We start from the raw sequence: 23,314 nt of genomic DNA on the forward strand, positions 1-23,314 counted from the left end.
AACCGTGCTGTTGACCGTCGCCGAGGTGGTGTCCCTGCTGGCCGTCGTCTACGGCGTCGCGCTGGTCTACGTGCCCGTGGCGCTGATCCTGGCCGGGCTGATGGGCGTGGTCGCCGTCGAGCGGCAGCTGGCGTCGCCGCGCGCGCACCGTAAGGAGTCGCCGTCATGAGCCTGTTCGGCCTGTTCGAGCGGCGGGCGTCCGTGGAGAGTCCGGCGGTACCGCTCACCTCCAACAACCTGCTGCACATGCTCGGCGGCACCCCGGGAGAGGCCGGCGTCCCGGTCACCGAGACCAGGGCGCTGCACATGCCGTCGGTGTGGCGGTCGGTGTCGGTCATCGCGAACGTGGCCGCGGGCCTGCCGCTGCACACGTACACGAGCGGCAGCCGCGATCGCACCGACGTGCCGCTGCTGCTGGAGCCGCATCCGGAGCTGACGCGGTTCGAGCTGTGGCGGCTGGTGTACGTGCACCGGCTGCTGTGGGGCAACGCGTACCTACAGAAGATCCGCAACGGGGCCGGACAGATTGTGCAGCTGTGGCCGGTGCGCCCGGACCGGGTGAAGGTCGACCGGGAGAAGCCGGGCGACGGCAATCCGGGCGGAAAGGTGTTCTGGGTCGAGGACGACAGCGGGGTGCGGCAGCGCCTGACGACCCGCGAGATCCTGCACCTGCCGGCGCTCGGCTACGACGGTGTGACCGGCTGCTCGCCGATCCGCGCGGCCGCCGAGGGCATCGGGCTCGGCCTGGCCGCTGAGAAGGCCGCGGCCCGGCTGTACGGGTCAGGCAACATGATCTCTGGAATCTTGCAGACGGAGCAGCGCCTGAACCCTGAGCAGGCGGCGAGCCTGAAAGCGTCGTGGAAGGCGAAGGTACACGGTGCCGGGTCCGCGAGCGACGTGGCCGTGCTCGACGCGGGCGCCAGCTTCCAGCCGGTGGCGATGCCGTACAGGGACAGCCAGTTCTTGGAGTCCCGGCAGTTCCAGGTCGTCGAGGTCGCCAGGATGTTCGGGGTGCCGCTGTTCCTGCTGATGGAGACGCAGAAGTCGACCAGCTGGGGAACGGGCCTTGAGCAGCAGGCGCAGGGCTTCGTGACGTGGGATCTGGCCCCGACGTGGCTGACACCGACCGAGCAGCGCGTCAACAAAGAGCTGCTCGGCACGAGGGTCTACGCCAAGTACCAGCTGGGCGGACTGCTGCGCGGGGACTCCTCGGCGCGCGCCGTGTTCTACCGGGCGATGCGCGATACCGGCGCCTACTCCGCCAACGACATCAGGGAGTTGGAGGATCTGCCTCCGATCCCGGGCCCCGAGGGGGATATGCGCCTTCAGGCGCTGGCTATGGCGCCGCTGGGCAGCGACCCCCTTGCCGGCGAGGGCGGCCCGCCTGCGGGCGGGCAGGACCGGGCCGCGCGGGCGGCCGAGTATCTGGCGGCCGCACACCGGCTGCTGCAACCGGACGACACCAAGGAGGGCGCCGACGATGCCCAGGAGCAATGAGGAGCGCCGCGACCTCGCCTTGGCCACGGCCGGGCCGCAGCTGCGTGCAGCCGGGGAGGGTCAGACGACGATGGGCTTCGCCGGGCACGCTGCCGTGTTCGGGCAGCGCACTGCGATCGGTAATCCGCTCACGTGGGGGTTCTACGAGGAGATCGCACCGGGCGCCTTCACCAAGACGCTGGGCGAGGGTGATGCCCGGTTCCTTGTGGACCACGACACTCGGCTTGTCGTATCCCGAGCCTCGGCCGGGTCCCTGCGCCTGTCTCAAGACGCGCAGGGTCTGGCGGTCGATGCCGACCTGGACACGCGCCTTTCCTACGTCCATGACCTTGTCGTGAACCTGGGCGTCTCCAACATCACCGGCATGAGCTTCGGCTTTCGCACCGTCAAGGACGACTGGGAGACCATCAGCGTCCAGACGTCCGAGGGCGACATGGAGGCCGAGCTGCGCGTTCTGCGCGAGGTGCAGCTGTTCGAGGTCTCAGCCGTGACGTTCCCCGCCTACGAGGGCACCGACGCCGCACTGCGGTCGGTCGGTGTCGCACTGGCCGCCCGCGGTGATGACGCCGCTTTCGACCGCCGGGCCGCCCTGCGGCCCGAGCTTCTCGACTTCCGCCACGAGCCGGCCGCCACGGCAGCCACTCGGGGCAGCGACGCAACCCAGCCGGGAGAGACCACTGGGGGCCGTCAGGCGCGGCAGATGGAGCTGCTCGCCGCCCGCTACCGCCTGGCGCGGTAGCCGCACCCACACCATCCCCCAGCCCCCGCACCGACCTGGTGCCGGGGCCCGTCGTGCTGGAGGCACGCATGCCCACTCTTCAGACCCTGCTCGACCAGCGGGCCACCGCCTGGGACAAGGCGCAGACGTTCCAGAACCGGTCGGCGGACGACGCGGAGCTGTCCGCCGAGGACCGCGCCGCGTGGGACGCGGCGCTCGCCGACGTCGAGCGGCTGTCCGCCGACATCGAGCGCGACGAGCGCCACCAGCGACTCGCCGCCGTCGACTACAGCCAGGTCGTCCAGACCGTCAAGGAGGCCGACGACGAGCGGCACGGCGGCCCGGACAAGGCCGCCGCCTACGCCGACGCCTACCGGGCGTGGATGCGCGACGGCACCACCGAGCTGTCCGCCGACCAGCGCACCGCCCTGCGCTCGGGCTGGGTCGACGGCAAGGAACTGCGCGCCGCGGGCGTGGCCACCGGCGCGGCCGGCGGGTACACGGTGCCGCCCGAGTTCCGGGCGAAGCTGGTCGAGGCCCAGAAGTTCTACTCTTCGATGCGCGACGTCGCCGAGGTCATCACGACCGAGAGCGGCGCGACGCTGCCGTGGCCCACCAACGACGACACGGCGAACGTCGGCGCGATCCTCGCCGAGAACACCCAGGTCACCGAGCAGGACATCACGTTCGGGACCAAGGACGTCGACGCCTACGTCTACACGTCCAAGCTCGTCCGCGTGTCTCTCCAGCTGCTGAATGACAGCGCCTTCGATCTGGAGGGCTGGCTGGCGAAGGTGCTCGGCCGCCGCATCGGCCGCGCGCAGAACGCGCACTTCACCACCGGCACCGGCTCCTCGCAGCCCGAGGGCGTGCAGACCAACGCCACCATCGCCAAGACCGGCGCCAACGGCCAGACCACATCGGTCACCTACGACGACGCGATCGACCTGATCCACTCGGTCGACCCGGCCTACCGCAACAGCGGGCGCGCGCAGTGGATGCTCGCCGACGGCACCCTCGCCGCGTTCCGCAAGCTGAAGGACGGGCAGAACCGTCCGCTGTGGGAGCCGTCCGTTCAGGTCGGCGTCCCGGACGGGCTGCTCGGCTACGCGTACACGATCAACACCGACATGCCCGCCATGGCCGCCAACGCCAAGAGCATCCTGTTCGGCGACTTCTACGCGGGCTACCTCATCCGCGACGTGCAGGACGTGCAGCTGCTGCGCCTGGCCGAGCGGTACGCCGACTACCTCCAGGTTGGTTTCCTCGCGTTCTCGCGCAGCGACGGCATCCCGCAGGACACCGCCGCCTACAAGGCGTACCGGAACTCTGCGACCTGATCGCCGCCGCCCTCTCCCGCATCGAGCAGAAGGAGTACCCCATGGCGAACACGCCGAAGAAGGAGCCGGAGCAGTCCGGCGTGCTACAGGACACGCCCACTCCGGCCGCCGCGCAGCACGGCGACCACGACCGCATCGTCATGGCCTCGCGCCGTGCCGACGGCACGATGGACCAGAACAACCCCGAGTTCATCGGCGACAAGGACACGGCCATCGCCGCAGCCAAGGTGCAGCTCGGACAGCAGGCCGCATCCGCCGTAGACGTCGCCGCGCGCGGCGTGTCCTCGACCCCGCAGGGCGAGGGCGCGAGCGAGCCGGACGCCCAGGTGCAGGCCCTCAAGGACGCACAGGACCAGGCGGTGCAGACCGCCGAGAACCGGGCCGTCCGCGAGGTCGAGCAGTTGCACCAGGGGCTGGGCGACTGATGGCCCGCATCCGCGTGCTGCGCAGCATCGCGGGCGCGGACTTCGTCTGGGAGCCGGGCCAGGTCGTGGACCTGCCCGGCGACCAGGCGGCCGCGTGGGCGGACGGGGTGCGCGCCGAACTCGTGCGCAGCCAGGACCCCGAGACGCCCGAGACCGCCTCCGCCGAGACGACCGCCCGAAAGACCGCGCGCCGCCGCAAGGCGCCGGCCGCCGACTGAGGAGGGGAGCACCGTGGCCCTGCTCACCCTGGACGAGGCCAAGGCCCAGCTGGACATCGAGAGCGACGTCGACGACGTCGAGCTGGAGGTGTACATCGACGGCCTCACCGCCCCGATCGAGAACCTGGTGGGCGTCGTCGAGGAACGCACGGTCACCGAGACGGTCCAGGGCACGGGGGCGACCCTGGTCCTGCTGAAGACGCCGGCCATCGCGCTGGTGTCGATCACACCGCAGGTGACCGGCGGGTCCCTCCTGGACGTCGCTCAGCTGCACCTGGACGGGGCCACCGGCGTGGTGCGGCCCCTGACCGGCGGCTGCTTCTACGGCGGTCCCTGGACCGTCACCTACACCGCCGGGCGCGCGGAGATCCCGCCCACCATCCGGCTCGCCGCCCGAATGCTGCTTCAGCACCTGTGGCGCACCCGCTACGGCAGCGCCCGCGGGCAGTCCGGCGCCGACGACTGGTCGGTGTCCGAGCCGGTCCCCGGGTTCGGGTACGCGATCCCCAACCGCGTCCTGCAACTACTGGAGGCCTACAAGCTGCCGCCGGGGGTGGCGTAGATGGCGACCTCCCGAGCGGGCGCCGCCATCGACGCGCTACTCGCCATCCTGCGGGCCGCGCCCGGCCTGGCGGACGCCGAGGTGATCGACGGGCCGCCGGCCGTGAACTACACCTCGCGGCGCCGTCTCTATCTCGGATGGTCGCCGGGCGCCGAGCAGGCCGCCGACATCGAGCAGTCGTTCAACTCGGCCGGAGCCCGCACGCGTGACGAGAAGTTCGTCATCCCCGGCTACGCCGAAGTGCGGGCCGGTGACAAGGACATGGCGCTGCGGCGGGCCGACGTCTTCACGCTGCTCGCCCAGGTCGAGGACGCACTGCGTGCGACCGACGCCGCGCCCGAGGCGCCGACCCTGTCCGGCACGGTGCTCTGGGCACACCTGACCACCGGCAGCCTCACCCAGGAGCAGACCGAGAACGGGGCTCTGGCCGGCCTCGCGTTCGCGGTCTCCTGCCGGGCCCGTATCTGATCACCACCACCCGAGGAGTACCCCATGGCGCGTGTGCGTCTGATCGGGCCCGAGCCGGTGTCCGTCCCTGAGCTGGGCGGGCGCACGGTCGAGCCGGACGAGATTGTTGAAGTGCCCGACGAGCGGTTCGAGGCCTACGTCTGCCAGACGCAGACGTGGGAGGCGATCGACGAGCCGCGGGCCACCGAGCCGCGGGCCACCGAGCTTGAGGTGCCGGCCGATGCGCCGCGGCTCTCGGTGAAGAAGGCGGCGCGGCCGCAGAAGGACGAGGTCTGACATGGCGATCGGATCCGGGCTCGGCGCCCAGCTCAGCATTGGTGCGGAGACCACCTACGGCACCTACGTGGCGCCGTCGAAGCATCTGGAGTTCACCAAGGAGTCCCTGGTGCTGAAGAAGACGACGGCGCAGTCCGCGGGGATCGCCGCGAACCGGCTGGTGGCGCTGTCGTCGCGGCGCGTGGTCACCCAGCGGGAGGCCAACGGCAGCATCGATCTTGAGGTCACCAACAAGGGCATGGGGACCCTGCTTCAGGCCCTGATGGGGACCTCGGTCACGCCGGCGCAGCAGGCCGCCTCGACGGCGTACCTGCAAGCGCACACGCTCGCGGACACGGCGGGCAAGTCGCTGGTGATCCAGAAGGGTGTTCCGCTCACCACGGGCGCCGTCACGGACAAGACGTTCCTCGGCTGCAAGGTCACGTCGGCGGAGTTCAGTTGCGAGCAGGGCGGCATGCTCACCGCCAGCTACGAGTTCGACTGCAAGGACTGCGACGAGACGCAGACGCTGGTCGTCGCCTCGTACTCCAACGTGTCGCCGTTCCACTTCGGGCAGATGGCGCTGAAGACGGGCACCTACGCGTCGGAGACGGCGCTGGACGGTATCCGCAAGGTCAGCATCAAGATCGAGCGTCCACAGGCTGTGGATCGCTTCTATGCCGGGCAGGCCGGGCTGAAGAAAGAGCCCATCAGCAACGACCAAGTCAAGATCACCGGCAGCGTGGAGATGGACTACGTCGCCACCACGCTCGATGACCTGCACACGAGCGACGCGGCGACGAGCCTCGTGTGGGAGTTCGTCGGCCCGATCATCGCCTCGACCTACCCCGAGACGTTCCGGATCAAGTTGCCCGCGATCCGCATCGACGAGGCGCCCCCGACGATCGACGGGTTCGAGGTCATCAAGCCCACGATCAGTTTCACGGGCCTGTACGACGGGACGAACCAGCCCGTCATCGAGTACATCTCCACCGACACCACCCTGTAGGTGCACGATGCGTGACGTCCGCATCCTCTCAACCGGCAGCCTGCTGGAGCTTCAGCGCCGCCTGCGGGCCGCCGGGGGCGAGAACATCCGAGCCAGCATGCAGCGCCGCATCCGGCGCGCCGCCGAGCCGCTGCGCGACGACTTGCAGTCGACGATGCGCGGCCTGGACATCGCGGCGCCCCCGCGGCGCGGCCGGCCGGGCGGCCCGTCACCGACCACCAGGCCGCTGCGCGCGACGATCGCCGAGTCGATCCGGATCAGCGTCCGCACGACGGGCGGCGGCGCGGGCGCCACGGTCTGGGTGGACAAGTCGCGGCTTCCGCCGGACCTGAAGAAGATGCCCGAAACCATCAACACCGGCCGGATCCGGCACCCCGTGTACGGCAACCGGCGCCGCTGGGTGCAGCAGAACGCGACACCGCTGTGGTGGGACAACACCGTTCGCCGCCACACCCCCCGTATCGAGCGCGAGGTGGGGCGCGTCCTGGACGACGTGCGCCGCCGCCTGACCTGAAGGAACCCACATGCTCATCGAGTACACGCCCGAGGGCGGCGACACCGAGCTGCTCGACGCGGGCCGGATGCGCGCCTCCGAGGTGCAGGCCATCGAGCGCACCGCCGACATGAAGTGGCCCGCCGTCCTCGCGGGGCTGGAGGACGGCGACGTCACCGCGGTCCGCGTCGTCGGCTGGGCCGTGAAGAAGCGCAGCCAGCCGACGCTGCGGCTGGCCGACTTCGACCCCTACGACGACGAGGTCCGCGTCCGCCTGGACGCGCGAGAAGTCCCCCGGTACGTGGCCGAGCTGGTGCGCCGCTACGGCGACGAGCCCGACAACCTTGCCGCCGCGTTCGAGGAGCTGCGCGAGGTCGCGCACGACCGTGAGGCGTGCGAGCTGGCCATCAAGGAAGCGCAGGCCCCAAAAGCACCGGGCCCCGACCCGGCGCCGACAGCGGAGATGACTGGTTCACCGACCGGCTGAACAGCTACCTGCCGCTGTTCGGGCTGTACCTGCACTACACGGCGGCCGACGTCGACGACCTGAGCATGGAGCGGTTCGAGCTGCTCGCCGCGTGGATCGACCAGCACGAGGCCCGCATGCGCGCGGCCGCCACACCCGAATAGCGGGCCGCGCCCCGCCCCGACCGAGAGGGGGGCGGACGACGTGGCCGAGCGCCTGCGGTTCATCCTCGACGGCGACGACCGGCTGTCTCCGGTCCTGGCCCGGGCCGGGGACTCCTCGGCGCGTCTGCACCGGCGGCTGGCCAACGACAGCCAGGCCAGCAGCCGCTCGCTGCGCGCCTTCACCCGGGACGCCAACGGGCAGCTGCGCGACCTCGAAGGCCGTTTCGTCTCCGTCGCCCACGCCTCCCGCCTCATCCGCGACGACAACGGCCGCTGGCGGGACCTGAACGGCCGGTTCATCGCCTCGGCCACCGCCGCCCAGCGGATGGCCACGGTCACCGCCGGCCTGCCGCCCGCGCTGCGTACCGCCGACCGTGCGGTGACCGACGTCAACGGTCGCCTGCGCGACGCACGCGGCCGGTTCATCCGGGCCGGGGACGCGGCCGGCAGCCTCGGCGACGCGGCGTCCAGCACCGCCGAGCAGCTGGGCGGGAAGGGCGGCGGCCTCGGCGGCGTCCTCGGCGGGGTCGCCGCGATTGCGGGCCTGTCGCTGCTGCCCGCGCTCGGCGCCGTCGTGCCGATGATGGCCGGCGCCGGGCTCGCCGCGGGCACGATGAAGCTGGGCTTCTCCGGGGTCGGCGACGCGATGGAGGCGCAGGCCCAGGGCACCGAGGAGTACAACGCCGCGCTGAAGAAGCTGTCTCCGGAGGCGCGCGGGTTCACCAAGGCCCTGGTCGGGTTGAAGGGCGAGTTCTCCGGGGTCGGCAAGAACATTCAGAAGGCGATGTTGCCCGGCTTCACCAGCGCGGTGAGGGCGGCGGCCCCGCTGGTCAAGATCCTCGGCAAGAACATGGTCGACCTCGGCGGCACCTTCGGCGGACTGGCCAAGCGGGCGGGCGCCGTCTTCCGGGAGTCGGGATTCCAGCGCGACCTCCAGGCCAACCTGACGCTGGGCAAGCGGTTCGTCGGCGAAATGGCGTCGGGGGTCGGCCGGCTCGGCCGGTCCTTCCTGGACTTCGGTGCCGCCTCCAAGCCGACGCTGACCGCCCTGTCGGGCGGGATCCGCGACGTGCTCGGCAAGGGACTGCCCGGCATGTTCGACGGGCTGAAGACCGGCATCTCGGGGAGCGCCGCGTTCCTGAACGGCCTGTTCGGCATGATCAACCGGCTGCTGCCCGCGCTCGGCCGCCTGTCGGGCGAGGTCGCCAGAACCTTCGGCCCGCTGCTCGGCGAGATGCTCACCTCGCTGGGGGCGCGCGGCGCCAACGCCATGGACATTCTCGGGCAGGCCGTGAAAGCGCTGCTGCCCGTCGCCAAGGATCTCGGGTTCGGGTTCAAGGCGACGACGCAGATCATGCAGCTGCTCGCGCCGACCATCAAGGACGTCGGGTCGGCGCTGGTCGGCAGCCTGCTGCCCAGCTTCTCGCAGGTCGACTCCGCGCGCGGCCCGCTCCAGCGCCTCTCGGACACGATCAACGACAACAAGGGCGCGATCCTGGAGTTCGCCCGGCAGGCCGGCGGCGCCTTCCTGTCGGTCGTCCAGGTCGGCGTGAACGCCTTCCCGACCCTGCTGGGCGTCTTCCGCGTGGTGACGGGCGGCATGGTCACTGCCATGGGCGGTGTCCTGCACGCCGCCGCTTCGGCCTTCGGCTGGATCCCCGGCATCGGCGGCAAGCTGAAGTCCGCGGACCGCGCGTTCCAGGGGTTCAAGGACAAGTACGTCGGCGCGCTCAACAGCGCGCAGTCCAAGGCCGACAGCTTCGCTGTGTCGGTCGGGCCGAAGCTTGCCGCGGGCAAGCTCAAGCTGAACATCAACAACTGGCAGGCCCAGATCGAGGAGGCCAAGCGGAAGCTGAAGACGGTCCCGCCGTCGAAGCAGGCCGCGCTCAAGGCCACCATCGCCGACCTCGAATCGAAGGTCGCGACCGCGCGGAACCGGCTGAACTCCCTGAACGGGAAGACGGCGACCACCTACGTAGTCACCTACTACAAGGTGAAAGGCCGCAACGGTGTGCCGTCTGGCAGCTACGGCGGCTCGACCCCCGGCCGGATGTGGCGCGGCGGCCGGGTGCAGCACCTGGCCGGCGGCGGCCCGGTGGTCGGGCCCGGCACCGGCACCTCCGACAGCGTGCCCATCATGGCCTCCGCCAACGAGTTCATGGTCAACGCGCGGGGCGCCCGTAAGCACCGCGGCCTGCTGGAGGCCATCAACGACGACCGGGTGCCGCACTCGCTCGGCGCGGTCGGCATGGACGTGGGGCGCGGCCTCGCCGCGGGCATGTCCGGCTCGCTCGGCACCGTCGCCAAGGGCGCCCGCGCGACGGCGGGCGCGATCATCTCGGCGATGAAACAGGAGCTTCAGATCGCGTCACCGTCGAAGCGGACCACCGCGCTCGCCAAGGACGTTGGCAAGGGCCTCATCAAGGGCCTGACCGGGTCGAAGGCGCAGATCAAGGCCGCGTCCAAGGATCTGGCCAAGGACATCTGGTCGGCATTCACGGGCAGCAAGGACAACCGGCTCGTCGCCTACGTGAACAGGGAGACGAAGAAGCTGACGACGCTGGCCGGACGGCGCGACAGCATCGCGTCGACGATCAAGCGGGCCAAGGACTTCGCCGAGACGACCCGCGTCGGGGCGAAGAAGGCGGCCAGCCTCGGCGGCATGTTCGAGGGCGGCGAGGAGGTCACCGCCTCCGGTATCAACTCGAAGATCCAGGCCCGGCTGGCGAAGATGAAGACCTTCACCAGCTACATCGGCACCCTCGCTAAGCGCGGTCTCAACAAGACCATGCTCCGCGAGATCCTCGACATGGGCCCGGAGGAGGGCTACGCCTACGCGAGCGCTCTGGCCGGGTCATCGTCGAAGCTGCTGAAGTCCATCAACTCCGCGCAGTACGGCATCAACGACCAGGCCGAGAAGCTGGGCCGCTCGGGCGCCGACGCCCTGTACGACTCGGGCAAGAACGCAGGGCGTGGCTTCCTGAAGGGCCTGTCCTCGCAGCAGGCGGCGATCGAGAAGCAGATGTTGAAGATCGCCAAGGGGATGGACAAGGCCATCCGCAAGGCGCTCGGCATCAAGAGTCCGTCGCGGGTGATGGCCGAGGTCGGCCGGTACTCCACCGAGGGCCTGGCCGCCGGGCTCACCGAGCGGACCCCGGTCCTCGACCGCGCGCTCGGCGACGTCGCCGGCCGGGTCGCCGCGACGCGCCCGGTCCTCGGCCGGCCCGCAGTCGCTGCGGGCGCGGGCGGCGGCATGAACGTCTACATCACGGTCGAGCAGGCCATGGACCCGGTCGCGGTCGGTCGAGAGCTGGAACGTCTGCTTACCCGGCTCGGCCGAGCGCAGGGCCTGAAGGTCAGCATCAGCCACTGAGAAGGAGAACGTCGTGCCGCTGCTCGTCGAGGCCGGGTGGGGCGGGCTGGTGCAGTACCCGTCGACCATCACGTGGACGGACATCACTCCGTTCGTGGACACCGTGACGGGGGTGACGGTCACCCGGGGCGCCTCGGACGAGCTGTCGGAGACGCAGCCGGGGACAGCCACCCTCACCCTCGACAACGCGGACGGCCGGTTCACGCCCGGCAACAGCGGCAGTCCATACGCCCCGTTCGTGCGCCGTAACGCGCCGATCCGGGTGTCGGCGGTCGTGATGCCGCAGCGCAGCGGCGCCGCCCCGTACCCCCTGTCGATGTGTGGCGACGACTTCGACGCCGGGCTGGGCAGCATGTGGTCCAGCGTCTACGGCGGCGCCACCGTCGTCGACGGGCGCGTGCGCATCCCCATGAACCCCGGGGTCTCCTCGGGTATCCAGTCGGCCCGGCAGTGGTCCCTGCCGGGCACGTCGCTGACCGTGCGCTGGCCCACCGTGCCCGGCGCCAACGGTTCGTCGTCGGTCCTGGCCAACTTCGTGCTGGACGGGGTGACAGCGGGCAACCGGATCGGGTTCCAGTACAACGGGCTGACAGGCAAAATGCGCTGCGTCAACATGGTCGGCTTCTCCGATGCCAGCTCCACGGATCTCACCTACAGCGCGATCGACCACCAGTGGCTGCGCATCCGCGAATCGGGCGGCACCTTCTACTGGGAGACGTCGTCCGACGGATTCGGCTGGACGGTGCGCCGCTCGCTGGCGACGCCGAGCTGGGCGGCCACGGACCAGCTGATCGTCTCACTCACCACCGGCCGCACCGGCGGCACCGGCGACTACACCGAGTACGACCTGCTTGGCGCAAAGGTGCGGCCGCGGTTCTGGGGCACGGTCAACGAGTGGCCCATCGGCTGGGACGGCCTCTACTCAAAGGCCCAGATCACAGCCACGGATCTGTTCAAGCGGCTCAACAAGCAGCCCGCCCTGAAAAGCATGCTGGCTCAGGAGATCCTCGCCCCGGACTCCAACCTGCTCGTCTACTACCCGCTCACCGAGGACAGCACGTCCACCGCCGCGGGCGACCTGTCCGGCACCGGCGCCCCCGCGCTCGCCACCGTGCAGGCCGGCGCCGCAGGCTCCGGCACGCTCACCCTCGGCAGCGCCGACGGCCCGCCAGAGACGGGCGAACAAGTCGCCGCCTTCGCGCCGGTCTCGGCGACCGCGGGCAAGTACCTGTCCGTCGACATGGGGCCGGCGGTCGGCCAGCGCATGTACAACTACCTGTGCCTGGAAGCGTGGTTCCAGACCACGACGACCGGCCGGTGCATCTTCGGGATCCAGTCCACCGACCTCGTCTACCAGCACCTGCTGTCCGTCGCCCCGGGCGGCGGCCTTCAGATCGAGTGGACGTGGGACGGCACCCCGCTCACCGTCGAGACGCTGTCCGGGCCCACGACGATGGCCGACGGGAAGTGGCACCACGTCGTCTACGACCAGGGCGCCGTCCGCCTCTGGGTCGACGGCGTCCTCGTCGACTCCGCGATCGCCGTGCCGCGCACCTGGGAGGAGCGCGTCCTGCACGTGGGCGGCTACCGCGGCACCCGGCTGTGGAACGGCGCGATCGGTCACGTTGCGATCGTCTCGTCGCCGTCCACCGCGCCGGACTACGGGCCGACCGGGGCCACGCACTACGCGGCCGGCATGACCGGATACGCGGGCGAGACTGCGGATGCACGGATGACGAGACTGGCCCGCTATGCCGGGGTGTCCTCGGTGACGATCTGGGGCAGCACTCACGACCCGATCGCCAGCCAGGGGCCGGGCGGATCCTCTGTCGTGGCCCGGATGCGGGAGGTCGAGTCCACCGAGTCCGGCCGATTGTGGGCCGAGCGCGACTGGTACGGGCTGGCCTACCAGTCCCGGGACGTGCGCTACAACCCGTCGCCGGGAGCGGAGACGTTCACGATCAACTACGCCGACCTGGAACCCGGCATCAGCCTGGCGGACGACGACCAGAAGATGGTCAACATGGTCGAGGCCACGAGGCCGGGCGGCGCCACCCAGCGCGTGTCCGCGCCCGCATCCGTGCTGGCGTTCGGCGAGTACCAGCAGGATCTGAACATCCTGAAGACCTCCGACAACAGCGTGCTTGACGCCGCGTACTGGCTGGTGTCCCGCTACGCCAACCCCGCCCCCGAGCTCCGCGAAGTGCCGATCCAGGCCTACACGATGGCCAACTACCTGGACATCCTTGACGCGGAGATCGGCTCCTACTTCTCCGTGTACAACCTGCCCGCGCAGGCCACGGCCCCGTCCATGCGCGTCACGGTCGAGGGCTACACCGAGACGATCCGGGACCGCGGCCACGACATCACGTTCACCACCAGCGCCAGCTTCACCGACTCCGTGTGGGTCCTCGACGACCCCGTCTACGGCGTCCTCGGCTCCACCACCCGCCTCGCCTACTGACAGGAGCAGTCCCGTGCCGATCGCTGTCGTGCGCGCCGAGAACTACTACGTTCCGCCGCGGCCCATGCCCGCCGACGCGTGGGCCGGTACCCCGCCGGCCGAGCTGGTCTACGTGTGGACCGAGTACCGGCTCAGCCGCCGCGTGCCCCTGCCGGACGGCGTCCTCGAGGGAGAGCCCGCCCTGTACGCCCGGGTCGACGCCAACCGGTGGCTGGTGCAGTGCGTGTGCGGCTCGGCCGACATCATCTCCCCGGCCGACCCTCGGTGGGGCTGCGTCACCTGCGGCTACGGCTGGGTGGCCGTCATCGTGCCGTCGCCGTCCGAGGTCGCCGCGATCGAGGCCGAGCTGCTCAAGCAGCCGAGACCGGCTCGGCGGTTCTGGTGGCACGCCGACGATCCGGCGAATCCGGAACGGCCGACCGAGGCGCCGATCCCGCCGACCGAGCCGCCCAAGACGGGGCAGGACGGGGCGACGAAGTGACGTTCGCCCCGCGGACCTGGACGTCCGGTGAGGTCGCCACCGCGGCGATGATGAACACCGAGATTCGGGATCAGTTCAACTCGTTCTTCGGCGCGTGGACGACGTACACACCGGGCATCTTCGCGGAGACCGGCACCGCGCCGACGATCGGCAACGGCACACTGACCGGCCGGTACCTGAAGACCGGCCGCACCGTCGACTGGGTCGCTCAACTCACCTGGGGATCCACCTCGGCCCCGGGCTCCGGCGGCGGATCCGAGAACTGGATGATCGGCCTGCCCGCCGCGCCCGCCGCCGGGTTCACCCAGCGCATCATCCTCGTCGACGTGTTCGACGCGTCGTCGTCGCTGCACTACAGCGCCAGCGCGATCTACTCGACGAGCAACGGTGGCACGTTCCGAACCATCGTCTCCAACCGCGCCGACGCCTCCGGCATCTGGGACTCGACCCTGCCGATCGTGTACGCGGCCGGCGACATCCTGTACGCGTCCGGCCGCTACGAAGCCGCCTCCTGACCTGTCCAACCCCCGCCCGCCCCGCGCCTGATGGCCGGGGCTTTCCTCATGTCTGGAGACCCATGACCACCAGCCGCGGCATCGACGTGTCCGCGCACCAGGGCCCGCAGGACTGGGCCGAGCACAAGCGCGACGGCGTGACCTTCGCCTTCGCCAAGGCGTCCGAGGGCCAGCACAGCAAGGACTCCCGGTTCGCCACGCACATCGCCGGAGCCAAGGCCGCGGGCCTGGTCGTCGGCGGCTATCACTTCGCCTGGCCGAACCAGAGCGCGGCGGCCGAGGCCGCCAACTACATCGCCGCGGTGAAGGGCCACGCCGGGCCGGGGTTCGTGCACTGGCTCGACCTGGAGAGGTATTCGGACGGCCGGAACTACCGGGGCCGCAGCGCCGCGCAGATCAAGGCATGGGCCGCCGCCTGGATCGCCGCCGTGGAGCAGGCGTTCCCCCGCCAGCGCGTCGGCATCTACACCTCGGCCGCAGACCTCGCCGCCGGGCACGTCCCGTCCGGTGTGCCGCTCTGGTACCCGGCCTACCCGGGCAATTCGGTGGACACCTACGCCGAAGCCGAGAAGCGCGCCCAGCCGAAGCCGTCCGGCCGCTCACCGGTCTTCTGGCAGTTCGTCGGCAGCCCCCTCGACCGGTCCGTCTGCTACATGTCCGCCACCGACCTGCGCCTGTGGGCGGGCGCCGGCACGACGACGGAGGGCGGCAAGCCGAAGTACGAGCCGTACCCCGGCACCGCGTTCTTCATGAGCGGGAAGCAGCCGGCGCTCGGCAAGTCCTCGCCGGTCTTCACCGCGATGGGCAGGCGGCTCGTCGCCGTCGGCTGCGGCCGCTACAAGCAGGGCCCCGGCCCGAAGCTCGGCCAAGCCGACGTCGACAGCTACGAGGCGTATCAGCGCTCCCTCGGCTACACCGGCGCCGACGCCAAGTGGCCGCCCGGCCCCACCAGCTGGTCCAAGCTCCACGTCCCCAACGTCTGAGAGGAACGATCATGGCTTCACCGTCCGCACCCATCGAGAAGAAGGTCACCGCGGGCTCCGTGCTCGCCTACCTCGCGAGCCTCGCCGGGCTCGCGGTCCTCGGCGCCGTCACCGACGACCCATCGCTGATCTCCGGCATGCCCGACGCCGTCGAGCCCTTCGTGCTCGCTCTCATCCCCGCGGCCGCGTCCTGGATCGCCGGGTGGGCGGCGCCGCACACCCCCCGCTCGGACGCCTGATGCGGAGCGCGGTGGCGCCACGGTGGCAGGTGTCCCGCCGCCGCGCCTTCCTCGTCACCATCGGCACCGGCTGGGCCCTGTACGGCGGACTCGGCATCGTCGGCAATCCCCGCTACGGCACCGCGCGCGGTATGGCCTCGATCACCCGGTATGTACCGCTCGACGTCCTCGGATGGATGTGGGTGGTCCTCGGCCTGGCGGCGGCACTGGCCGGGCTCGCCGTGGGGTGCCCGCGCGTCCAGGCCGCGGGCTACACCGCGCTCGCCGTCCCCGCCGGCCTCTGGGCGGGCAGCTTCGCGGTGGCCGCGGCGACGACGTACAGCGAAGCGATCGGCAGCGCGTGCGGCTGGGGGGCGTTCACGATCGGGGTGGTGCTGGTGTCGGGAATGGACGATCCGCCGCCGCTGTACCTGAGAAAGAGAGGCCGCTGATGGACGTGGGGGCACTGGTCGGGGGCGCCGTCGCGCTGGTCGTCGGCCTGCTGTCGTGGACGCAGAGCCGGGCGACGAACCGCCGGTCGGACTTCACCGCGATCACCGACCGGCTCGATCGGGAACTGGCCGACGAGCGCAAGCAGCGCAAGCTGCTCACCTCCTACGTGGTGGACCTTTGGCGGTGGGCGCAGCGCGTCGGCCCGGACACACCCGCCGGGCCCACGCCCGAGCCACCTGCGGAACTCGACGTCGCCCCGTGGCGGAACTGACCGGGCCCTGCTCTCCTCCGGGAGGGCGGGGCCCATTCGTCGTGCCCGGGCGCGGTGAACCCTGCCCAGAGCCCTCACATGGAGATGGCCCCGCCCCATACCCTGACAGTGACGAGCTGTTCAGAGAGGGGCGAGACCGTGCCATCTGATGCTACCCCGGACCCGTATGCCGACCCCCTGGCATTCGGCCAGAGAATGCAGATCCTCCGCACACGCCGCGGGCTGACGCGCGACCAGCTCGGCGGCCTCGTCGGCCGCACCGGCGACTGGGTGAAGAAGGTCGAGACAGGCAGGCAGCAGGCGCCCCGCTTGGAGGACGCCCTCCAGATTGCCGAGGCCCTACGCGTGCGCGATCTGTCCGAGCTGACTGGACATCCAGGGCACCTTCCTCTGTTCACCGGCCCGGGGCACGCTCGGTTGCCTGCCGTGAAGGCTGCCGTCGATGCGCTCCCCTTCACCGTGACGGGCGAGGCGCCCCCCGGCGAGCACCTCGCGGCCCGCCTGGCGCGCGCCTGGTCGGCCCGTCACCAGGCACCGAACCACCGCGAGATCATCGGCACGTTGCTACCCGAGTTGATCCGCGATGCCCAGCTGTCCGTGCGGCAGGCCGACACTGCCGCCGACCGGCGCGCCGCGCACGCCGCGCTCGCCGAGGTGTACTCGCTGTCGCAGTTCTTCATCGCGTACCAGCCCGACGCAGCCCTGTTGTGGCGCGTCGCCGAGCGCGGCCTGATCGCAGCGCAGGAGTCCGAAGACCCGCACGCCCTGGGCGTGGCCGCATGGCTGGCGGCACAGGCCCACCGAGACAGCGGGCCCGCGCACTTCGACGCCGCCGACGCCGTCAACCTGGGGACACTCCGCCACCTGGAGCCGCTCCTGCCCGACGCATCGCACGAGGTGACCGCGATCATCGGTGCCCTCACCTTCGAAGCCGGCTACACCGCTGCCCGCCGCAAGGAGACCGGCGTGGCCTGGAGGTACTGGGACAAGGCCAACGAGATCGCGAAGCGGCTGCCCGCCGACTACTACCACCCGGTCACGTCGTTCTCCCGCGCCATCATGGGCGCCCACGCCGTGACCGTCGCCGTCGAGCTGCACGCCGGCGGCGAGTCCGTGCGCCAGGCCGCCGCCGCCGACGCCTTCACCATCCAGTCCCGGCCGCGCCGGGCCCGGCACCGCATCGAGGAGGCCCGCGGCTACCAGTTGGACGGACAGCCGGACGTCGCGCTCGCCACCCTGGAGAAGGCGCACGAGGCTGCGCCCGAGACGATCCGCTACAACGGATACGCGAAAATGATCATTCTTGAGGAAACCGAGGCGAAGTCTCCGGCCCGCCGGCAGCGCGCCGCCGAACTGGCGGTGAAGCTAGGCATCTTGGCCGCCTGAACGAGGGGGGCCAAAACGGCCCCCTGCTCTGTCCGCCCCGCTCTTACGGTCGTTGCACGATCAAGGGAGGAGGCGACGGATGGTGAACGCGACGACCGGACCGAGGCACCCGACCATCACGGTCCCGCACGTGGGGGAGATGGCCGAGGGGCAGCTGCGCGGACACCTCTGCGTGTGGTGTGGCCAGGGGCTCCGCCCTGATGCGAGCGTGGACCTCGGCCCGCGGATCGGAGAGGACGACCACCGCTGGTACCCCCGCAGCTGCCCCGCGTGCGCCGTACCGCAGCTGCACGGCCAGCTCGTCGAGCACACCGGGTCGTGCGAGCAGTGCGCCGACGAGCCCAGGCTGTGCACGGTCTGGGAGAGTCTGCAATCGGCGCTGCGCGAGGGCCGCCGCATCATCGCGCGGGCCCGGACGGATCGCTCATGAGCGAGGTCCAGCCCGGGGAGTTCACCCCGATCCCGATGCACTGCTTCATCCGCCGGCCGGACGACGTCCTGCGCTGCACTCTGCCCCCGCACGTCGAGGGCGATCACTGGCACGCCTACGAGCGGGTGTCCTGGCCCCGGCGCCCGGGCGAGAAACAGGCCGACTGACTGCCCAGCTCCCGCTGCCGTGTCCCCCCGGCCCGGCGGCGGGCAGTCCGGTCCGGCCCTGCGGATCCTCCGGACCGGACGGGGGCGGCCACCGTCGGTACGGGCGTGGCCGCCCCACCGACCTCCCGCGCTCCCCCAGGCTCCGGGCGCGGGCGGGCGGGCGGCGGCCCGACGGCGGACGGCCGCCGCCCGGTCACAGCACCAGGGCGCTCAGCTCTACATCGAGTGCAGCTGCGAGACGGATGAGGGTGTCGAGACTCGGGGACTGCTGCCCCGCCTCGATTCGCACGAGGGACGGCCGATCGATGCCGGCCACGAGCGCCACCGCCTCTTGCGTGCGCTGCTGGTCCTGGCGTACCGCGCGGATCCGCTGGCCCACGCGGCGACGTCGGGTGAGGACCCAGTCATGGGGCGGGTAGGCGGACGGCACTCGCCCACCGTCACGGCTCCATGATCGAATGTCTGTAGGGGTACGCCTACATTGCAGAGTGAACTCCCCGCCGCCAGTCTGGAGAGGCCGAGCGGCGGGCGAGGGGCGGCGGCGCCGAGCCTCCGGTCCGCCAACCGCCCCCGACAGGGGATGTCCCTCCTGTCGGGGGCGGCCCCATGTGCAGCATGATCGTTAGCGGTTCGGGCCAGCAGCGGGCCAGCTAACGATCTTTGAACCCCCGAAACACGCCGAAAGCCCAGCCAGGCACCTGCCTGAGCTGGGCTTTCCTCGTAGACCCTGTGGGACTCGAACCCACAACCAATGGATTAAAAGTCCACTGCTCTGCCAATTGAGCTAAGGGTCCACGCGCCGGACCGGGCCGACGCACCCCCGAGCATAGCCCGCCGGGCCCGGAACGCCGATCGGGTATCGGTGTTCCGGGGCGGGTCAGGAGCGGGCGAGGAACCAGCGGCGGGCCGAGACCAGCCACCAGACGCCCGCGAAACCGAGGACGACGAGCACCGCGACGGGGGCGTAGTTGAAGGTCTCCCAGGTCACCGGGGAGACCTGGGGCAGCATGAACAGGACGGTGATCACGGCCACCCAGGTCACCGCCACCACACCCACCGCCCCGGACCAGCGGCCCAGGTGCCACGGGCCGCGTTCGAAGGCGTCGCCCTTGCGCAGGCGCAGCAGCGTCGGGATGACGTAGGCGATGTAGAGGCCGATGACCGCGATCGAGGTCACCGCCGTGTACGCCGTGACGTTGATCAGGTACGGCAGGCCGAGGACCAGCGCGCCCGCCGCCGCCAGCCAGACCGCGGCGACCGGGGTCCGGGTGCGCGGGCTGACGGTGTGCCAGACGCGGGAGAACGGGAGGGCGCCGTCGCGCGAGAAGGCGTAGATCATGCGGGAGTTGGCCGTCACCGACGCCATGCCGCAGAAGAGCTGGGCGCCGATCACCACGAGCAGCAGGAGCTTGCCCGCCGTCGCGCCGAGCGCGTCGAGCAGGATCTGCGCCGGGGGCGCGCCCGTCGCCGAACCGAGTGCGCCGCTGTACGACTGGATGGCGAAGGTGAAGCCGAGGAGCAGCACGAATCCCGCGATCCAGGACGTCCAGATCGAGCGGACGATGCCCTTCGGGCCGGCCGTCGACGCGTCGTGCGTCTCCTCGGTCATGTGGGCGGACGCGTCGTAGCCCGTGAAGGTGTATTGCGCCATCAGCAGGCCGATGAGGACGACGTACGCGCCGCTGCCCCAGCCCGTGTTGTTCACGAACTCGCCGAAGACGAACGACGCCGATCGGTGGTGGTCGGGGGTGAAAGCGAGGGCGCCCACGATCACCGCGACACCCAGCACGTGCCACCACACGCTGACCGCGTTCAGGAAGGCGACGATGCGCACGCCGAAGGTGTTGAGCAGGCCGTGCAGGACCAGGATCGCCGCGAACAGCAGGATCGTGCGGCCGGGCGTCACCCGGAAGCCGAACTGGAGGTTGAGGTACGCGCCCAGGAAGGACGCCGCGCCGAAGTCGATGCCCGCGGTGACGGCGACCTGCCCGAGGACGTTGAACCAGCCGGTGAACCAGGCCCACGCCGCCGCGCTCTTCTCCGGCGCCAGCCGGTGCGCCCAGAAGTACAGGCCCGCCGAGGTGGGATAGGCGGAGCAGATCTCGGCCATCGCCAGTCCGACGAAGAGCGTCATCAGGCCGACCCCGACCCAGCCCCAGGTGATCAGCACCGGGCCGCCGGTGTTCATGCCGAACAGATACATCGTCAGGCAGCCGGAGAGCACCGAGATGATCGTGAAGGAGACCGCGTAGTTCGAGAACGCGGACATCCGGCGGGCCAGGACCTGGGTGTACCCGAGCTGGGCGAGACGTTCCTCGTCCGAACCGCCCGCCGCCGGGGGCGGTTTCCGGTCGGCGGCGTCGCCTGCTTCTGTTGTCATGCCCCCAGCAATGCCCTCACGGGGGGCGCGACATGCCTCTGATCAAGGTCCGGCTGCCGGGCCGGAAAACACCCTTCTACGGCACCCGGTGGTCGTCCCCGGCGGCGTACGCCACGAAACCGTCCCCGAGCAGGCCGCGCGAGGGGTGTCCGGCGGGCGCGAGCACGACGAAAGCGGGCCCACCCCCTGGAGGGGTGGGCCCGCTTTCATGGATCAGAGTCGATCAGGGCCGATCAGGGTCGATCGGGGATCGGCTCCGGACGCCGTCAGCCGTTGCGCTTCCAGCGCGGCTTGTCGTCCCGGCGGCCGAACGACGCGCCGGTGCCCGAGCCGGAGCCGGCGCGGTCGTCCCGACGGCCGTAGGGGCGGTGGCCGCTCGACGGGCGGTCGTCACGGCGGTCGCGGTTGAACGGACGGTCGCTGCCCCGGTGACCACCGGCGGGACGGTCGTCGCGGCGGAAGCCGCCACGGTCGTTGTCCCGGCGCTCGAAGGGACGGCCGCCACGGTCGCCACCCCGGTCGAAGCCACCGCGGTCGTCGCGGCGCTCGAAGGAACGGCCGCCACGGTCGCCACCGCGGTCGTTGTCCCGGCGGTCGTCGCGGCGGAAGCCGCCACGGTCGCCACCCCGGTCGTCACGGCGCTCGAAAGAACGGCCGCCACGGTCGCCACCGCGGTCGTTGTCCCGGCGGTCGTCGCGGCGGAAGCCGCCACGGTCGCCACCCCGGTCGTCACGACGCTCGAAAGAACGGCCGCCACGGTCGTTGTCCCGGCGCTCGAAGGGGCGGCCGCCGCGGTCGCCGCCGCGGTCGTCACGACGCTCGAAGGGACGCCCGCCACGGTCGCCGCCGCGGTCGTTGTCCCGGCGGAAGCCGCCGCGGTCGCCGTCACGGCGGTCACGGCGCTCGAAGTTGCCCCGCTCGTCACGACGCTGGCGCGGCTCGTAGGAGGAGCGCTCCTCCTGGCGCGGCACCTCGGCGGCGGCGACGGCCTCGGCGGCGGCCTCGGTCGCGGCGGCGACGGCGGCGGCCACGCCCTCCTCGTCCTCGCCACGGTCACGGGCGGCGCGGGCGGTGAGGCGGTCGGCCTCCTCGCGCAGCTCGGCGGCGCGCCGGGTGGCGCGCTCCAGCTGCTTGGTCAGGGAGGAGACCTCGCGCTCGGCCTGCTGCGCGGCGTTGCCCGCGGACTCGGCCTGGACCTCGGTCATCGAACGGGCGCCGGTGATCTCGGCGACCTCCGGCTCGAACGCGGCGCCGCCCTGGATGATGTGCCGGCCGGCGTCGACGCCCGCGTCCTCCATGAGACGGAAGATCTGGCGGCGCTGGTGCGGCAGCGACAGGGAGACGACGGTGCCCGTGCGGCCCGCACGCGCCGTGCGGCCCGCGCGGTGCAGGTAGTCCTTGTGGTCGCCGGCCGGGTCCACGTTCAGGACCAGGTCGATGCCGTCGACGTGGATGCCGCGGGCGGCGACGTCGGTCGCGACCAGCGCGTTGACGTAACCGTCCTTGAAGTCGGCGAGGGTGCGGGTGCGCGCGCCCTGCGTCATGCCGCCGTGCAGCGCGTCGGCCTTCACACCGGACTCGCGGAGCTGCTCGGCGATGCGGTCGGCGCCCAGCTGGGTGCGCACGAAGATGATCGTGCGGCCCTTGCGGGCGGCGATGGCCGCGGTGACCGGCGCCTTGTCCTTCGGCTTCACGATCAGGATGTGGTGCGACATGGTCGTCACGTTGCCCTGGGCGCTGTCGACCTCGTGGCTGACCGGGTTGTTCAGGTAGCGCGAGACCAGGGTCTTGATCTCGTTCTCCATCGTGGCGGAGAACAGCATCCGCTGGCCGCCGGCCGGGACCTGGTCGAGCAGCTCGGTGACCTCGGGCAGGAAGCCCAGGTCGGACATCTGGTCGGCCTCGTCGAGGACGGCGACCTCGATGTTGCCGAGGTTGCAGGCGCCGCGGTTGATGAGGTCGCGCAGCCGGCCGGGGGTGGCGACGAGAATGTCGACGCCGCGCTCCAGGGCGTAGATCTGGTTGCCCATCGACGTACCGCCGCAGACGACCTTCATCTTCAGGCCGACCTGGTCGCCGTAGGGCTGGAGCGCGTCCGCGACCTGCATCGCCAGCTCACGGGTCGGGGTGAGGATGACGGCGCGCGGCTTGTGCTTCTCGCTGCGGCCGCCGGCCAGCCGCGCCAGCGTCGGCAGACCGAACGAGAGGGTCTTGCCGGAGCCGGTGCGGCCACGGCCGAGGATGTCCTTGCCGGCCAGGGCGTCCGGGATGGTCGCGGCCTGGATCGGGAAGGGGGTGGTCACACCGTTCTGCGCGAGCTTGCGCACGACGCCCTCGGGCAGACCGAGGTCGGCGAAGGTGATGCCGGGCTCGTCGTCCTCGGCGTCGGCGTCGTCCTCGGCATCGGCGGTGACGTCCGTGACGTCGGCGCTGTCGGCGCTCTCGGCGTGCTCGGCGGCGTCGGTCGTGTCGACGGCCTCAGTGGTGTCCGCGGCCTCGACGGTCTCGGCAACCACGGCGGGCTGCTCGGACTCGATCTGCTCGGACACGGTGTTTTCAGTGGAAATGGACATGCGAA

Annotated in this window: 26 protein-coding genes and 1 tRNA gene; 23 read left to right on the forward strand and 4 right to left on the reverse strand. The window is 71.1% G+C overall.

Translation table 11 applies throughout. The annotated features are described in order from the left end of the window. The first annotated feature begins 4 nt into the window (after nucleotides 1-4). The 23 genes from ACIP5K_RS10920 (at nucleotide 5) to ACIP5K_RS11030 (ending at nucleotide 18,356) form a co-directional block, all read left to right on the forward strand. Nucleotides 5-169, forward strand: coding sequence for a hypothetical protein (locus ACIP5K_RS10920; protein ID WP_401407767.1), 165 nt, complete (start codon nucleotides 5-7; stop codon nucleotides 167-169). Continuing rightward, complete coding sequence (locus ACIP5K_RS10925) at nucleotides 166-1,497, forward strand: phage portal protein (protein ID WP_401407769.1); 1,332 nt, start codon at nucleotides 166-168, stop codon at nucleotides 1,495-1,497. The genes ACIP5K_RS10920 and ACIP5K_RS10925 overlap by 4 nt, the downstream gene beginning before the upstream one ends. Next, the gene (locus ACIP5K_RS10930; RefSeq protein ID WP_401407771.1) at nucleotides 1,481-2,236 is read left to right on the forward strand and encodes an HK97 family phage prohead protease; all 756 of its coding nucleotides are present in this window, start codon (nucleotides 1,481-1,483) and stop codon (nucleotides 2,234-2,236) included. Before ACIP5K_RS10925 ends, ACIP5K_RS10930 begins: the two co-directional genes overlap by 17 nt. 68 nt (nucleotides 2,237-2,304) lie before the next feature. Then, the gene (locus ACIP5K_RS10935) at nucleotides 2,305-3,555 is read left to right on the forward strand and encodes a phage major capsid protein (protein ID WP_401407773.1); all 1,251 of its coding nucleotides are present in this window, start codon (nucleotides 2,305-2,307) and stop codon (nucleotides 3,553-3,555) included. 41 nt (nucleotides 3,556-3,596) lie between these two features. Next, a complete protein-coding gene (locus ACIP5K_RS10940) occupies nucleotides 3,597-3,980 on the forward strand; it encodes a hypothetical protein (protein WP_401407775.1) in 384 nt (127 codons plus the stop codon). Further along, the gene (locus tag ACIP5K_RS10945) at nucleotides 3,980-4,198 is read left to right on the forward strand and encodes a hypothetical protein (RefSeq protein ID WP_401407777.1); all 219 of its coding nucleotides are present in this window, start codon (nucleotides 3,980-3,982) and stop codon (nucleotides 4,196-4,198) included. Before ACIP5K_RS10940 ends, ACIP5K_RS10945 begins: the two co-directional genes overlap by 1 nt. Nucleotides 4,199-4,211: 13 nt before the next feature. Further along, a complete protein-coding gene (locus tag ACIP5K_RS10950; RefSeq protein WP_401407779.1) occupies nucleotides 4,212-4,760 on the forward strand; it encodes a head-tail connector protein in 549 nt (182 codons plus the stop codon). Continuing rightward, the gene (locus ACIP5K_RS10955; RefSeq protein WP_401407781.1) at nucleotides 4,761-5,228 is read left to right on the forward strand and encodes a hypothetical protein; all 468 of its coding nucleotides are present in this window, start codon (nucleotides 4,761-4,763) and stop codon (nucleotides 5,226-5,228) included. A 24-nt stretch (nucleotides 5,229-5,252) separates the two neighbouring features. Next, entirely contained in the window at nucleotides 5,253-5,504 is a 252-nt protein-coding gene (locus ACIP5K_RS10960) for a hypothetical protein (protein WP_401407783.1), read from the forward strand. 1 nt (nucleotide 5,505) lies between these two features. After that, the gene (locus tag ACIP5K_RS10965; RefSeq protein ID WP_401407785.1) at nucleotides 5,506-6,492 is read left to right on the forward strand and encodes a phage tail tube protein; all 987 of its coding nucleotides are present in this window, start codon (nucleotides 5,506-5,508) and stop codon (nucleotides 6,490-6,492) included. Between the two features lie 7 nt (nucleotides 6,493-6,499). Next, on the forward strand, nucleotides 6,500-7,006 hold the full coding sequence (locus ACIP5K_RS10970; RefSeq protein WP_401407787.1) for a hypothetical protein: 507 nt from the start codon (nucleotides 6,500-6,502) through the stop codon (nucleotides 7,004-7,006). Between the two features lie 10 nt (nucleotides 7,007-7,016). Continuing rightward, complete coding sequence (locus tag ACIP5K_RS10975) at nucleotides 7,017-7,472, forward strand: hypothetical protein (RefSeq protein WP_401407789.1); 456 nt, start codon at nucleotides 7,017-7,019, stop codon at nucleotides 7,470-7,472. Between the two features lie 183 nt (nucleotides 7,473-7,655). Beyond that, on the forward strand, nucleotides 7,656-10,988 hold the full coding sequence (locus ACIP5K_RS10980; RefSeq protein WP_401407791.1) for a hypothetical protein: 3,333 nt from the start codon (nucleotides 7,656-7,658) through the stop codon (nucleotides 10,986-10,988). Between the two features lie 13 nt (nucleotides 10,989-11,001). Further along, nucleotides 11,002-13,452 (forward strand): LamG-like jellyroll fold domain-containing protein, encoded by a 2,451-nt coding sequence (locus ACIP5K_RS10985; RefSeq protein ID WP_401407793.1) that lies wholly within the window; start codon nucleotides 11,002-11,004, stop codon nucleotides 13,450-13,452. A 13-nt stretch (nucleotides 13,453-13,465) separates the two neighbouring features. Next, nucleotides 13,466-13,933 (forward strand): hypothetical protein, encoded by a 468-nt coding sequence (locus tag ACIP5K_RS10990; protein WP_401407795.1) that lies wholly within the window; start codon nucleotides 13,466-13,468, stop codon nucleotides 13,931-13,933. Further along, the gene (locus ACIP5K_RS10995; RefSeq protein WP_401407797.1) at nucleotides 13,930-14,448 is read left to right on the forward strand and encodes a hypothetical protein; all 519 of its coding nucleotides are present in this window, start codon (nucleotides 13,930-13,932) and stop codon (nucleotides 14,446-14,448) included. The genes ACIP5K_RS10990 and ACIP5K_RS10995 overlap by 4 nt, the downstream gene beginning before the upstream one ends. A 62-nt stretch (nucleotides 14,449-14,510) precedes the next feature. Then, on the forward strand, nucleotides 14,511-15,431 hold the full coding sequence (locus ACIP5K_RS11000; RefSeq protein WP_401407799.1) for a GH25 family lysozyme: 921 nt from the start codon (nucleotides 14,511-14,513) through the stop codon (nucleotides 15,429-15,431). Nucleotides 15,432-15,442: 11 nt separating this feature from the next. Continuing rightward, a complete protein-coding gene (locus tag ACIP5K_RS11005) occupies nucleotides 15,443-15,670 on the forward strand; it encodes a holin (RefSeq protein ID WP_401407801.1) in 228 nt (75 codons plus the stop codon). 29 nt (nucleotides 15,671-15,699) lie between these two features. After that, a complete protein-coding gene (locus tag ACIP5K_RS11010; protein WP_401407803.1) occupies nucleotides 15,700-16,101 on the forward strand; it encodes a hypothetical protein in 402 nt (133 codons plus the stop codon). Continuing rightward, on the forward strand, nucleotides 16,101-16,373 hold the full coding sequence (locus ACIP5K_RS11015; protein ID WP_401407805.1) for a hypothetical protein: 273 nt from the start codon (nucleotides 16,101-16,103) through the stop codon (nucleotides 16,371-16,373). The genes ACIP5K_RS11010 and ACIP5K_RS11015 overlap by 1 nt, the downstream gene beginning before the upstream one ends. A 138-nt stretch (nucleotides 16,374-16,511) precedes the next feature. Further along, nucleotides 16,512-17,759, forward strand: a complete 1,248-nt coding sequence (locus ACIP5K_RS11020) for a helix-turn-helix domain-containing protein (protein WP_401408964.1) — start codon at nucleotides 16,512-16,514, stop codon at nucleotides 17,757-17,759. Between the two features lie 79 nt (nucleotides 17,760-17,838). After that, on the forward strand, nucleotides 17,839-18,189 hold the full coding sequence (locus tag ACIP5K_RS11025; protein WP_401407807.1) for a hypothetical protein: 351 nt from the start codon (nucleotides 17,839-17,841) through the stop codon (nucleotides 18,187-18,189). Next, nucleotides 18,186-18,356: a hypothetical protein gene (locus ACIP5K_RS11030; protein ID WP_401407809.1), complete on the forward strand. Its 171-nt coding sequence runs from the start codon at nucleotides 18,186-18,188 to the stop codon at nucleotides 18,354-18,356. The genes ACIP5K_RS11025 and ACIP5K_RS11030 overlap by 4 nt, the downstream gene beginning before the upstream one ends. Before the next feature lie 193 nt (nucleotides 18,357-18,549). On the opposite strand, the gene ACIP5K_RS11035 is transcribed toward ACIP5K_RS11030, so the two are convergent. The 4 genes from ACIP5K_RS11035 to ACIP5K_RS11050 all read right to left on the reverse strand — a co-directional run bounded on the left by ACIP5K_RS11035 (nucleotide 18,550) and on the right by ACIP5K_RS11050 (nucleotide 23,309). Continuing rightward, nucleotides 18,550-18,786 (reverse strand): helix-turn-helix domain-containing protein, encoded by a 237-nt coding sequence (locus tag ACIP5K_RS11035; RefSeq protein WP_401407811.1) that lies wholly within the window; start codon nucleotides 18,784-18,786, stop codon nucleotides 18,550-18,552. 291 nt (nucleotides 18,787-19,077) lie between these two features. After that, a tRNA-Lys gene (locus ACIP5K_RS11040) sits at nucleotides 19,078-19,150 on the reverse strand. A gap of 83 nt (nucleotides 19,151-19,233) precedes the next feature. Next, nucleotides 19,234-20,736 (reverse strand): amino acid permease, encoded by a 1,503-nt coding sequence (locus ACIP5K_RS11045; protein ID WP_401407813.1) that lies wholly within the window; start codon nucleotides 20,734-20,736, stop codon nucleotides 19,234-19,236. 266 nt (nucleotides 20,737-21,002) lie between these two features. Further along, the gene (locus tag ACIP5K_RS11050; protein WP_401407815.1) at nucleotides 21,003-23,309 is read right to left on the reverse strand and encodes a DEAD/DEAH box helicase; all 2,307 of its coding nucleotides are present in this window, start codon (nucleotides 23,307-23,309) and stop codon (nucleotides 21,003-21,005) included. Between the last annotated feature and the right edge of the window lie 5 nt (nucleotides 23,310-23,314).

This window comes from Streptomyces sp. NPDC088785, from assembly GCF_044750685.1.
Taxonomy (GTDB): domain Bacteria; phylum Actinomycetota; class Actinomycetes; order Streptomycetales; family Streptomycetaceae; genus Streptomyces.

Excerpts from the sequence above, each read along its gene's own strand:
- ACIP5K_RS11030 (WP_401407809.1), top strand. The coding sequence starts at position 18,186 with ATGAGCGAGGTCCAGCCCGGGGAGTTCACCCCGATCCCGATGCACTGC.
- ACIP5K_RS10940 (WP_401407775.1), top strand. The coding sequence starts at position 3,597 with ATGGCGAACACGCCGAAGAAGGAGCCGGAGCAGTCCGGCGTGCTACAG.
- ACIP5K_RS11045 (WP_401407813.1), bottom strand. The coding sequence starts at position 20,736 with ATGACAACAGAAGCAGGCGACGCCGCCGACCGGAAACCGCCCCCGGCG.
- ACIP5K_RS11005 (WP_401407801.1), top strand. The coding sequence starts at position 15,443 with ATGGCTTCACCGTCCGCACCCATCGAGAAGAAGGTCACCGCGGGCTCC.
- ACIP5K_RS11025 (WP_401407807.1), top strand. The coding sequence starts at position 17,839 with ATGGTGAACGCGACGACCGGACCGAGGCACCCGACCATCACGGTCCCG.
- ACIP5K_RS10930 (WP_401407771.1), top strand. The coding sequence starts at position 1,481 with ATGCCCAGGAGCAATGAGGAGCGCCGCGACCTCGCCTTGGCCACGGCC.
- ACIP5K_RS11000 (WP_401407799.1), top strand. The coding sequence starts at position 14,511 with ATGACCACCAGCCGCGGCATCGACGTGTCCGCGCACCAGGGCCCGCAG.
- ACIP5K_RS10925 (WP_401407769.1), top strand. The coding sequence starts at position 166 with ATGAGCCTGTTCGGCCTGTTCGAGCGGCGGGCGTCCGTGGAGAGTCCG.
- ACIP5K_RS11015 (WP_401407805.1), top strand. The coding sequence starts at position 16,101 with ATGGACGTGGGGGCACTGGTCGGGGGCGCCGTCGCGCTGGTCGTCGGC.
- ACIP5K_RS11050 (WP_401407815.1), bottom strand. The coding sequence starts at position 23,309 with ATGTCCATTTCCACTGAAAACACCGTGTCCGAGCAGATCGAGTCCGAG.
- ACIP5K_RS10935 (WP_401407773.1), top strand. The coding sequence starts at position 2,305 with ATGCCCACTCTTCAGACCCTGCTCGACCAGCGGGCCACCGCCTGGGAC.
- ACIP5K_RS10955 (WP_401407781.1), top strand. The coding sequence starts at position 4,761 with ATGGCGACCTCCCGAGCGGGCGCCGCCATCGACGCGCTACTCGCCATC.
- ACIP5K_RS10960 (WP_401407783.1), top strand. The coding sequence starts at position 5,253 with ATGGCGCGTGTGCGTCTGATCGGGCCCGAGCCGGTGTCCGTCCCTGAG.
- ACIP5K_RS10975 (WP_401407789.1), top strand. The coding sequence starts at position 7,017 with ATGCTCATCGAGTACACGCCCGAGGGCGGCGACACCGAGCTGCTCGAC.
- ACIP5K_RS10965 (WP_401407785.1), top strand. The coding sequence starts at position 5,506 with ATGGCGATCGGATCCGGGCTCGGCGCCCAGCTCAGCATTGGTGCGGAG.
- ACIP5K_RS10945 (WP_401407777.1), top strand. The coding sequence starts at position 3,980 with ATGGCCCGCATCCGCGTGCTGCGCAGCATCGCGGGCGCGGACTTCGTC.
- ACIP5K_RS10970 (WP_401407787.1), top strand. The coding sequence starts at position 6,500 with ATGCGTGACGTCCGCATCCTCTCAACCGGCAGCCTGCTGGAGCTTCAG.